Source organism: Saccharomonospora piscinae (genome assembly GCF_005862235.1).
In the GTDB taxonomy this organism is placed as follows: Bacteria; Actinomycetota; Actinomycetes; order Mycobacteriales; family Pseudonocardiaceae; genus Saccharomonospora; species Saccharomonospora piscinae.
On sequence record NZ_VCEK01000001.1, the window covers coordinates 1,042,378 to 1,053,071 of the forward strand.

Sequence of the window (10,694 nt, forward strand, 5' to 3'; positions counted from 1 at the left end):
GACCGCCCGCCGCGACGTGCGACCCGGGAGCCGGATCGCCGGATCACCGGATCGTCATTGCCGCGTCCTGGGCGCCGCCCGGTCGTCGCTCGCCCGTGCCGGCTCGCCGGCACCACCGATCGCGCCGTGGCACGGGCGGTGCGGATCACCGCACCCTCCGTGACGCCCGTCGGCCGCGCCGGGTGGCGATCGGTCGGGGTGGGACGAGCCTACACCACCGGCCACGTCGTTGATCTTGGTCGGGAACGGCCCCTTGACCTGCGCAAACACGGCATCGAAGGCGTTCTTCAGCGGCGTGCGACTCCGCTGGGCCACCGCGAGCTCGCCCTGTGAATACGGGTTTCATCTGTTCGAGAGCATCAAGGCTCACCCACACAGCCCAGAGCCTGCCCGAGGCGTCACCCGATCAGCTCAGCCGTGTGAATTCTCGGTGGACCGCGCACGACGAAATGCGCACGATCTTGTGTCGGCACACGCGCACCGTAACGCGACGGGCAGGCCGGTTCACATCCCTCCGACCGCCGCGCACGGTCCCGCGCCCACGCTGTTCGCAGCCCTTACCCTCGAAGGAGTGAGTACGACGGTTGACCGGATTCGGACGTTCCTCGACAGCTACCAACCGCCCACCCCCTGCCTCGTGGTGGACGTCGACACCGTGGTCGACCGGTACACCGCTCTCGCCACCGCCTTCGCGGACGCACGGGTGCAGTACGCCGTCAAGGCCAACCCGCAGCCCGCCGTGATCGAGGCGCTGGTCGAAGCCGGAGCCGCGTTCGACGTGGCCAGTCCCGGCGAGATCGACCTGTGCCTCAAGTCGGGCGCGCGGCCGGAAACCCTGTCCTACGGCAACCCGATCAAGAAACCGGCCGACATCGCCCATGCCGCGGCCTCGGGGGTCCGCGAGTACACGACGGACTCGGCCAGCGATCTCGACCACCTCGCGCGGCACGCGCCCGGGGCCGAGGTGTCGGTGCGGCTGCTCGTGGAGGGAGGGCCCGACTCCGCCACCCCGTTCGGGCAGAAGTTCGGGTGCGCCGCCGACGACGCCGTGGCGCTGCTGCGCCGTGCGGCGCGCTCCGGACTCGCCCCGGTCGGGGTCAGCTTCCACGTGGGGTCACAGCAACTCGACCCCCGGGCGTGGCACGTCGCCGTCGGCGCGGCGGCGGCGGTGTTCACCCGCGCCGCCGAGCACGGTGTGCCACTGCGGCGCCTCAACGTCGGCGGAGGGTTCGGGATCGCCTACACCGAGCACGCGCCTGACCCGCCCGCGTACGCCCGCGCCGTGAACTCGGCGGTGCGCGACCACTTCGGCGAGGCACCGGAGCTGGTGTGCGAGCCGGGGCGTGCGGTGGTCGCGGAGGCCGGGCTGATCCGCAGCGAGGTCGTCGTCGTGTCCCGAAAACGGCCCGACGATCCGCACCGGTGGGTCTTCCTGGACATCGGCCGCTACAACGGGCTCGCGGAGACGGAGAACGAAGCCATCGCCTACCGGCTGGTCCCCGAACGGGATCACTCGTCCGAGGACGGTCCTGTGATCATCGCGGGGCCGACGTGCGATGGTGACGACGTGCTCTACCAGCGGACGCCGTACCGGCTCCCGCTGTCCTTGCGAGCGGGCGACCGGATCGACATCCTCGCTTCCGGTGCGTACACGGCGAGTTACTCGTCGGTCGCGTTCAACGGGATAGAGCCCCTGCGTACGTACTGCATTTCCGAAGGGAGGCTGATCAGTGCCGAGTGAGTTCGTGCCGGTTGGCGTATTCGCCGGTAAGCACGTCCTCGCCGAGCTGGACGGTATCGACGCCCACCTGCTCGACGACGACGAGTTCCTGCGGAGCACGCTGGCGACCACGCTGGCCGACGCGGGTGCGACGGTGTGCGAAGTGATCGCGCACCGCTTCGAACCACAGGGCGTGACGGTGCTGGCCATGCTGGCCGAGTCGCACGCGTCCGTCCACACCTATCCGGAGATCGGCGCGATGTTCGTCGACGTCTTCACCTGCGGCGACCGCGCTGATCCGGAGCACGCCGTGCGACTGCTCGCGAAGGCGCTCGGCACCGAGCCGATGTCCGTGTCCACCATCAGCCGCGGCAAGGCGCCCGCGAAGACGGGGAAGTGAATGACAGCGCGAATCGTCGAACCGATGGGTGAGGGGCTGACCCGGGTCTGGGACCTGTCCGAGGTCGTGCTGGACACCCGCACCGACTTCCAGCACGTGGTGATCGGGCACACGGCACAGGGCCTGTCACTGTTCTGCGACGACGAACGGCAGAGCACCGAGGCCAGCCAGCTCGTCTACCACGAGGCCCTCATGGTGCCGCCGATGCTGCTCGCCGACGCGGTGCGGCGGGTCCTCGTCATCGGATCGAGCGAGGGCGTCGCCAGTCAGCTCGCCGTGGCGTTCGGCGCCGAGCTGGTCGACCACGTGGACATCGACGCCGAGACCGTACGACTGTGCGCGCGGTACCTGCCGTACGGATACACGCCGGAGGAACTGGCCGACGCCGAAGCGGGCCGGGGCCCGGTCCGGATGCACTACACGGACGGCTGGGAGTTCCTGGCCACCACGGGCACTCGCTACGACGTCGTGGTGATCGACCTGCCGGACGAGAACTTCGACCCCGAGGCCCAGCACAACCGCCTCTACGGCGGGGAGTTCCTCCGGCGGTGTTCGGAGGTGCTGACTCAGGGCGGCGTGGTGTGCGCCCAGGCCGGTTGCCCGACGGTGTGGCGCAACGACACGCTGCTGGCGGCGTGGGAGCGGTTCGGAGCGGCCTTCGGCACGGTGGTCTACTTCGGCTCCGACGAGCACGAGTGGGCGTTTCTGTCGGGCAGGCCCGACGTGCTCGACGCACCCGTGGATTCCATGATCAGCCGCTTGGCGGGGGCGAGCCACCGGCCGGACTCGATCGACGCCGACACGCTGCGGGGCTGCACCGTCCCGCCGCGCTCGGTGCGGCTCAGAGCTTCCGGCCCTCGGTGACGCGACGGGTGACGGCGCGCTCGGCGGCGAAGGAGAAGAAGGGCACGCACCCGGCGAGCAGCACGCCGACCGTGCCCTTCACCGACCACCGCGCCTTCAGCGCCAGGTCCACGGCGACCACGAGGTAGACCATGTAGATCACACCGTGGACGGGTGAGTACACGGCCGAGGGCCCGGGGTTGTCGAAACCGTAGCGGATCACCATCACGACGACGAGCCCGAGCAGGCCCACACCCGTGACGAAGGCGGCGACCCGGAATCGCTGCAACGGCTTCCGCAGTGCCGCGGTCGCCGCCTGCTCGTCACGCGCGGTCGTCACCATGTCGGTTCTCCTCCTGCTCACGGGCGTTCAGTTCGGCGAGGTAGGCGTTGTACTCGGCGAGCGCCGCGTCCTCGGGGTCCCTCGCGGTGCGCGCGGGCACCCGGGCCGCAGCCCGTCGCGGAGCGGGCACCGCCGTACGGGCCGGGGGCTCACGGGTGGCGTCGGTGGCCTCCGTCCGGCCTTCCTCCGCCCGCGCCCTGGCGCGCAGGGTGCGCATCCGCCAGAACATGAAGGCCGGGAACAGGCCGAACAACGGCCACTGCAGCACGTAACCGAGGTTCTGGTAGCTGCCGCCCACGGACGTGAAACGGTCCCACTGCCACCACGCGAGCGCGGAACACGCGAGAAGGCTCAGCACGCACACGCACACGATGAGCAGCACACGCGACATCGTGGAGCGATCGGACACGCCTTCGACGCTAGCACCCCCGCCGCTCGGACCGGCGCGTTACCCTGCGGCTGCTGTGGCCTACGGGGCTTCCGAGTCCTCCGGGGCCTCCGAGTCCTTCGAGTTCTTCGAGTCCTCTGCAGCCTCCGCCGCCGCGGTCCCGGCGAGGTCGGCGTACTGCTCAGCCAGCCCGTACACCGTGCGGCCGTAGTCGACGGACTGGTTGTAGGACAGCACGCCCTCCCACCAGCCCTGCCCGCCGGTCAGGTCGCGGCCCGGTCCGCACAGGTAGCGCCCCGCGGACAGCGCCGCGTCGTCGATCTGCTGGGGATCGGCCCGCCCGTCTCCCGAGGCGTCGACACCCTGGACCCGCCACGTGCTGGGGATGAACTGCATCGGGCCGACCGCGCGGTCGTACTCGCGGTCGCCGTCGAGCACACCGTCGTCGGTGTCGGGGATGGCCTGCACACCCGGTGCGCCGTCGAGCGCGACCCCGATGATGGGTGGCGAGGGTCTCCCGTCCGCCCCGAGTTCCGCGCCGCCGTGGCGGCCGTGGTCGGACTCGACCCTGCCGATTCCGGCGAGCGTGGCCCAGGAGAGCCCGCATCCGGGTGCCTGCTTGCGCAGCACGAGTTCGGCGTTGCCGTACGCGGTGAGCGCCCTGGCCGGTACTCCCACGGCCGGGGAGAGAGCTTCGGCCCACTCGGCGAGGGTGCCGGAGCCCGTCTCGGTGCCGGCGTCGTCGCCGGGACCGGTCTCCTCGCCCCGCACGGGTGCCGCCGAACCGGGCTCCACGTCAGCCGGTTCGAGCCGCAGGGCTGGGATGTCGGTGGTCGTCGGGCCCGCCGACGGGACGGCGGCCCTGGCCACCAGCCACACACCGCCCGCGCCGAGCGCGAGCACCACCACGATGACGAGCAGCCGCCCGAGCACGGAGCGTCCCGGCGTGGGGGGCCACGGCACCGGGTCGGGCGGGGTCGGGGGCACGGGACCGGACTGTATCCGGTCGTTGACAACAAGACAACGTGCTCGGCCGGGACGTGTCGTGGCACGTCCCGGCCGTCTCAGCTCGCGGCGTCGCGGCGCTGCCGCGACAGCCGGGCCACACACCACGCGGGCGCGCTACCCCGGCGCAGATGCTCCAGCACGGTCAGTGGACCGAGCCTGCGGGACAGGTCCGACGGCGCGAGCCCGGCCGCCCGGTAATCCAGCGCGCGCTGGTCGAGCGGGCTCAGTCCCGCGTCCCACCAGGCCTTGGCCTCCTCGACGTCGCCCACCATCTGCCACCAGCCCGCCGCGGCCACCAGCAGGTCGAGTGGCGCCTCCGGCAACCGCTCGCGCATGGCCTCCACGAACGCGGGGTCGGCCAGATCGACCGGCGCCCAGCCCGCCGTGCCCGCTCCGCCGCGCTGTGCGGGGATTCCGGGGGTGCGGGCCGCCGCCTGCGCCTCCCCCCGCGGGATCTCCGCCAACCAGGCGGACGCGAGGCGGTTGACCTCCTGGTCCTCCGCGCTCTGCTCCCGTTCCGCCGCCCACTGCCGGATCACCGCGTCAACACCGGGATCTCCCATGACTGCCTCCTTCGCAACCCACTGCCGTGGTTCTCAAGGACTGGTCGAGCACCGTCTGCAGATTTCGAAGCGTGAGTTTTTACCTACCGCGGGTCACGCAATGTGAGCACCGTAGGAGAGCCGACCGACAAACCGGAAGAGGTCATGCGTGCAAGAATCCGCCGACCTGTGCCTTCGGGGCCGTAATCCACCCGTTTGCCGCAGCGAAACGGCTCCGCCCCGCCTGTTGATCACTGTGCGTACCGGCCGGACGCGCGCAGCACGAGGCCCGGCACCCGCCGGATCGCGGGTACCGGGCCTCGGTCGTGTTATGAGGTCAGGCGAACAGGCTCTGGAAGAACAGGATGATGGCCTCGGCGCCGTCCTGTACCCAGCCCAGCGCCGAACGCACCGCGTCCGCCGACTCGTTCGGCCGCGAGATCAGCAGGAACAGTACGAGCGCGACGACACCAAAGATGAGTATCTTCTTGAGTCCCGGCGACATAGCTCCACCCGATTCCGTCTCGTCCCGGCGTCACCGCTGCTTCCGGCGACGGCTCCGCTCCCGCCAGTTCCTCCATCATGCCCGATCCCGGCGCCGCGCGAGCGCCAGTCACGCGAAGGGGGGTCGGCCCGGCGAGTACGCCGACTGTAGGCGATCGGCCCGCCCTCCGGGGCGGGCAACACGCCGCCGCCGGTGACCCGATGACGCGGGGATCTCAGCTGATCGTGCCCGCCTCCCTGAGCGCCGCGATGTCCCCGGCCGCGTATCCCAGCTCCGCCAGCACCTCGCTGGTGTCCGCGCCGCGCGCGTGTGGGCCCGAGGGCGTTGCGGGCGGGGTGCGGTCGAACTTCGGGCCGGGCGCGGGCTGCGGCACACCGTCGAGTTCGACGAACGTGCCCCGCGCGGCGTTGTGCGGATGCTCGGCCGCCTCCCAGGGCGACAGGACCGGGGTGAGGCAGGCGTCGGTGCCCTCCGCCCTCGCCGCGAGTTCGGCACGGGTGTGCCTGCCGACGGCCTCCGTGAGGATCTCCCGCAGCCTCGGCCATTCCCGACTGTCCAGATGCGAGGGAACCTCCGACGGGTCCAGGTCCAGTACCTCCAGCAGCGCGGCGAAGAACTGCGGCTCGATCGCGCCGACCGCGACCCAGCCACCGTCGGCGGTGCGGTAGGTGTCGTAGAAGGGCGCCCCGCCGTCGAGCATGTTCTCACCCCGCTCCCCCTGCCACAGGCCACTGGCCCGCAGCCCGAACAGGTGCGTGGTGAGCAGCGCCGAGCCGTCGACCATCGAGGCGTCCACCACCTGCCCGCGCCCGGACGACGTCCGCTCGTACAGCGCGGCGAGCACCCCCATCGCGAGGAACAGCCCGCCGCCCCCGAAGTCGGCGAGGAAGTTCACCGGCGGCACCGGCCCCTCCCCCCGCCTGCCGATCGGGTGTAGTGCGCCGGAGAGGCCGATGTAGTTGATGTCGTGCCCCGCCGTGTGCGCCAGCGGGCCGTCCTGCCCCCAGCCGGTGATCCGGCCGTAGACGGCGCCCGGGTTGCGGGCGTGTACGTCCGCGGGACCGACCCCGAGCCGCTCGGCCACCCCGGGCCGGAAGCCCTCCACGAACACGTCGCAGCGTTCGGCCAGCCGCAACACGACCTCGGCTCCCTCGCTCGACTTCAGGTCCACACCGACCGTTCTGCGGCCCCGCAGCAACGGGTCCTTCGGCATCGCGAGCACGTCCTCGCCCGCGCCGACGCGATCGACGCGCACGACGTCGGCGCCGAGATCGGCCAGTATCGTGCAGGCGAACGGCGCCGGCGCGAGGCCGGCGAGTTCGACGACCGTCAACCCGCGCAGCGGTCCGGCTTTCGTCGCGGTCACAGGCATCGCCTTCCTGTCGGCTCCACCGCTCACAGCGTGCGGGAGATGATGTCCTTCATGATCTCGTTCGTACCGCCGAAGATGCGCGAGACGCGCGCGTCGGCCCAGGCGCGGGCGATCGGGTACTCGGTCATGTAGCCGTACCCGCCGAACAACTGCACGCAGTCGTCCACCACCTTGTTGACCCGCTCGGTGGTCCACAGCTTGGCCATCGCGGCCCCCTGAACGTCGAGCTCGCCGCGCAGGTGCCGCTCGATGCACTGGTCGAGGAACGCGCGGGCGACGGCGGCCTCGGTGGCGGCCTCGGCGAGGGTGTACTTCGTGTTCTGGAAGCCGAAGACCGGGCGGCCGAAGGCGGTTCGCTCCTTCGTGTACTCCAGCGTCTGGTCGATGGCGCTCTCCATGCCCGCGACGGCGGTGACCGCGATCAGCAGCCGTTCCTGCGGCAACTGCTGCATGAGCTGGACGAAGCCCTGCCCATCCGCGTCGCCGAGCAGGTTCGCGGCGGGGACGCGGACGTCGTCGAAGAACAACTCCGCCGTGTCCTGCCCTCGCAGCCCGACCTTGTCCAGCACGCGCCCGCGCCGGAATCCGGGTGCCGTCGTCTCCACGACGAGCAACGACACGCCCTTGGCACCCGCCTCGGGGTCGGGATCGGTCTTGACGGCCACCACGACGAGATCGGCCATGCCCCCGTTGGTGATGAACGTCTTCGCGCCGTTGACGACGTAGTGGTCGCCGTCGCGCACGGCCCTGGTCTTGATGCCCTGCAGATCGGAGCCCGTGCCCGGTTCGGTCATCGCGATCGCGCCGACGTACTCGCCGCTGGCGAGCTTGGGCAGCCACTCCCGCTTGCGCTCCTCGGAAGCGTAGGCCAGCAGGTAGTGCGCGACGATGCCGTTGTGTACCGACACGCCCCACGCGCTGTCGCCGCTGCGGGCCTGCTCCTCGTAGAGCACGGCCTCGTGGGCGAAGGTCCCTCCGCCGCCGCCGTACTCCTCGGGCACGGACAGGGCGAGCAGCCCCACCTCGCCCGCTTTGGTCCAGACCTCTCGGTCAATGTGCTTCTGCTCGGCCCACCGCTGCTGGTGTGGCGTGAGTTCGTTGCGGCAGAACGCTTTCGCGAGATCGCGGACGTCGTCCAGTTCCGCCGTCATCCACGAGCTGCGTGGGGTCTGCAACGGCATGGCGCTCCTCGGGTAGAAAACATTACGACCGGCAGGTAAGTTCTGACCGGAATGTACGCCAGGTTCCCCGCGCGGTAAAGGAGCGCAGTGCGACCATGCCGCAAGGTCATCCCCGCACCCAGGCCGAACGCAGCGCGCGAACCAGGGCCGCGCTGCTGGACGCCACCATCGCGTGCCTGACGGAGCTGGGTCACGCACGCACGTCCATGTCCGAGATCTGCGTCAGGGCCGGCGTGTCGAAGGGCGCGGCCCAGCACCACTTCACGGACAAGGCCGAGCTGATGGCGGCGGCGGTCCGGCACCTGACCACCGAACTGACCGTGCGCGGCGGCCCGGCACTCGACCGGCTGCCACCCGGACCCGACCGCGTGCCCGCCGTGATCGACCTGCTGTGGCACTCGTTCTCGGGCACGCTGGCCAGCGCCGCGATGGAGTTGTGGGTCGCGGCGCGGACCGACCCCGATCTGCGCGCGGCGATGCGACCGGTGGACCGCGAGCTGGGCAGGTCCACGCTGGACCGGCTCGCGACGCTGCTCGACGACATCCCGCGCGAGCGCCTGGACACGCTGTACTGGCTCACTGTCAATCTGACCAGGGGACTCGCGCTCGACGCGGAACTGGGTGGAGATCCGCAGCGACGCGAGCACCTGCTGGCCGAGTGGAAGCGCATCGCCACGGCGCTCTGCGCCTGAATCGGGCCGCCCCTTCCCCTCCGTACCGACGGTATGCTTCACTCGGGAAACTACCCGGGAGTAACAACGCGGTGCTCGGAGGAGTCATGACCAGGACCACCACGGCGGCACGGCACGACAGCGGCCCTGACCCGATCGGCGGAGTCGCCGGCGCTCCCCCGGCATCGCGCGGCACCGGCCTCGTCGAACGGGCCGTGACCGGGCCGGGCCTGGAGTCGGTCACGATGTCGGCGCCCTTCACCGGCCTGCCCACCGCCGTCCTGCCGCAGGCCGACGACGCGCTGGCGCGCGCGGCCTTCGCCCACGCGCGCACCGGACAACCGTCCTGGGCGGCCACCTCACCCTCGGAACGCGAGCGCGTTCTGCTGCGACTGCACGATCTCGTGCTCGCCCACCGCGACGAAGGGCTGGACCTCGTTCAGGTGGAGTCGGGCAAGGCGCGCCTCGACGCGTTCGACGAGATCAGCGCCACCGCGCTCGTCGCCGCCTACTACGGCAGGCACTCCGCCCGGCTGCTCGCCACCCGGCGGGCCCCCGGGGCACTGCCGCTGCTCACCCGGGCGACGCACGTGCGCAGGCCCAGGGGTGTCGTCGGCGTCATCTCACCGTGGAACTACCCGCTCGCGCTGACCGCGATGGACGTGCTCCCCGCGCTCGCGGCGGGCAACACGGTCGTGCAGAAGCCCGACAACCAGACCGCCCTGTCGGCACTGTGGCTGCACGAAATGGCGGAGCGCGCGGGGCTGCCTCGCGACGCGTGGCAGATCGTGCTGGGCCGGGGTTCGGCGATCGGTGACGCGATCGTGGAGGAATCCGACTACGTGTGCTTCACCGGGTCCACACCCACGGGCAAGCGCCTCGCGTCGGCCATCGCGGGCAGGCTCACGGGCTACTCGCTGGAACTCGGCGGCAAGAACCCCATGATCGTGCTGCCCGGCGCCGACGTGAAGGCGGCGGCGGCGGGAGCGGTCAGCGCGTGTTTCTCGTCGGCGGGTCAGCTCTGCGTCTCGGTCGAGCGCATCTACGCCCACGACAGCGTCCGCGAGCGGTTCCTCGCCGCGTTCGCGGAGCGCACCCGGGCGCTGCGCCTCGGCGCGGCTCTGGACCACCGGGCCGGCATGGGTTCGCTCACCAACGAGGACCAGTTGCGGGCGGTCTCCGAGCATGTGGCGGACGCCAGGGCGAACGGGGCGACCGTGGTGACGGGCGGCCGGGCCCGCCCCGACGTGGGACCGCTGTTCTACGAGCCCACGATCCTCACCGGGGTCACCGACCGCTGCGCCGTCTTCGCCGACGAGACGTTCGGCCCGGTCGTGTCGGTGTACGGCTACACCGACGTCGCCGACGCCGTTTCCCGCGCCAACGACACGGCCTTCGGGCTCAACGCCAGCGTGTGGTCCCGGGACACCCGGCTGGCGCGCGAGGTGGCGCTGCGGCTCAACGCGGGGACCGTGAACGTGAACGAGGGCTACGCGGCCACGTTCGGCACCGTGGGAGTGCCGATGGGCGGGATGAAGGACTCGGGAGTGGGCAGGCGCAACGGCGCGGAGGGATTGCTGCGGTACACGGAGTCGCAGTCGGTCGCGGTGCAGCACGGCCTGCGGCTGCGTCCCGGGCGCGGCGTGCCACCCGCGCTGTGGACGGCGGCACTCACCGCGGGGCTGCGCCTGCTGCGGCGCCTGCCCGGTCGCTGAGCCCGC

General features: G+C 71.4%; 12 protein-coding genes. 5 read left to right on the forward strand and 7 right to left on the reverse strand.

Going from position 1 to position 10,694, the window contains the following annotated elements; genetic code table 11:
* Window positions 1-571: 571 nt before the first annotated feature.
* The 3 genes from FFT09_RS05025 to FFT09_RS05035 are packed head-to-tail and all read left to right on the forward strand — an operon-like array spanning window position 572 to window position 2,984.
* The gene (locus FFT09_RS05025) at window positions 572-1,741 is read left to right on the forward strand and encodes a type III PLP-dependent enzyme (protein WP_138381947.1); all 1,170 of its coding nucleotides are present in this window, start codon (window positions 572-574) and stop codon (window positions 1,739-1,741) included.
* Complete coding sequence (speD, locus tag FFT09_RS05030) at window positions 1,731-2,120, forward strand: adenosylmethionine decarboxylase (RefSeq protein WP_024874586.1); 390 nt, start codon at window positions 1,731-1,733, stop codon at window positions 2,118-2,120. The genes FFT09_RS05025 and speD overlap by 11 nt, the downstream gene beginning before the upstream one ends.
* Complete coding sequence (locus tag FFT09_RS05035) at window positions 2,121-2,984, forward strand: spermidine synthase (protein ID WP_138381948.1); 864 nt, start codon at window positions 2,121-2,123, stop codon at window positions 2,982-2,984.
* On the opposite strand, the gene FFT09_RS05040 is transcribed toward FFT09_RS05035, so the two are convergent.
* The 7 genes from FFT09_RS05040 to FFT09_RS05065 form a co-directional block, all read right to left on the reverse strand.
* A complete protein-coding gene (locus tag FFT09_RS05040) occupies window positions 2,962-3,306 on the reverse strand; it encodes a DUF3817 domain-containing protein (protein WP_081190934.1) in 345 nt (114 codons plus the stop codon). The genes FFT09_RS05035 and FFT09_RS05040 overlap by 23 nt on opposite strands.
* Window positions 3,287-3,715 (reverse strand): transcriptional regulator, encoded by a 429-nt coding sequence (locus tag FFT09_RS05045; protein ID WP_138381949.1) that lies wholly within the window; start codon window positions 3,713-3,715, stop codon window positions 3,287-3,289. Before FFT09_RS05045 ends, FFT09_RS05040 begins: the two co-directional genes overlap by 20 nt.
* A 60-nt stretch (window positions 3,716-3,775) precedes the next feature.
* On the reverse strand, window positions 3,776-4,681 hold the full coding sequence (locus tag FFT09_RS05050; protein WP_244231212.1) for a lytic transglycosylase domain-containing protein: 906 nt from the start codon (window positions 4,679-4,681) through the stop codon (window positions 3,776-3,778).
* A gap of 77 nt (window positions 4,682-4,758) precedes the next feature.
* The gene (locus FFT09_RS05055; RefSeq protein WP_024874591.1) at window positions 4,759-5,265 is read right to left on the reverse strand and encodes a hypothetical protein; all 507 of its coding nucleotides are present in this window, start codon (window positions 5,263-5,265) and stop codon (window positions 4,759-4,761) included.
* A gap of 316 nt (window positions 5,266-5,581) precedes the next feature.
* Entirely contained in the window at window positions 5,582-5,749 is a 168-nt protein-coding gene (locus FFT09_RS22855; RefSeq protein ID WP_167305332.1) for a hypothetical protein, read from the reverse strand.
* A gap of 214 nt (window positions 5,750-5,963) precedes the next feature.
* Window positions 5,964-7,121 (reverse strand): CaiB/BaiF CoA transferase family protein, encoded by a 1,158-nt coding sequence (locus FFT09_RS05060; RefSeq protein WP_081191041.1) that lies wholly within the window; start codon window positions 7,119-7,121, stop codon window positions 5,964-5,966.
* Between the two features lie 23 nt (window positions 7,122-7,144).
* Window positions 7,145-8,302 carry an acyl-CoA dehydrogenase family protein gene (locus FFT09_RS05065; protein WP_138381950.1) on the reverse strand — a complete coding sequence of 386 codons (1,158 nt, stop codon included), beginning with the start codon at window positions 8,300-8,302 and terminating at the stop codon, window positions 7,145-7,147.
* 95 nt (window positions 8,303-8,397) lie between these two features.
* Here FFT09_RS05065 and FFT09_RS05070 point away from each other — a divergent pair, with 95 nt between their 5' ends.
* Window positions 8,398-8,994, forward strand: coding sequence for a TetR/AcrR family transcriptional regulator (locus FFT09_RS05070; RefSeq protein ID WP_081190938.1), 597 nt, complete (start codon window positions 8,398-8,400; stop codon window positions 8,992-8,994).
* 86 nt (window positions 8,995-9,080) lie between these two features.
* Window positions 9,081-10,688, forward strand: coding sequence for a succinic semialdehyde dehydrogenase (locus tag FFT09_RS05075; protein WP_138381951.1), 1,608 nt, complete (start codon window positions 9,081-9,083; stop codon window positions 10,686-10,688).
* Window positions 10,689-10,694: the final 6 nt, after the last annotated feature.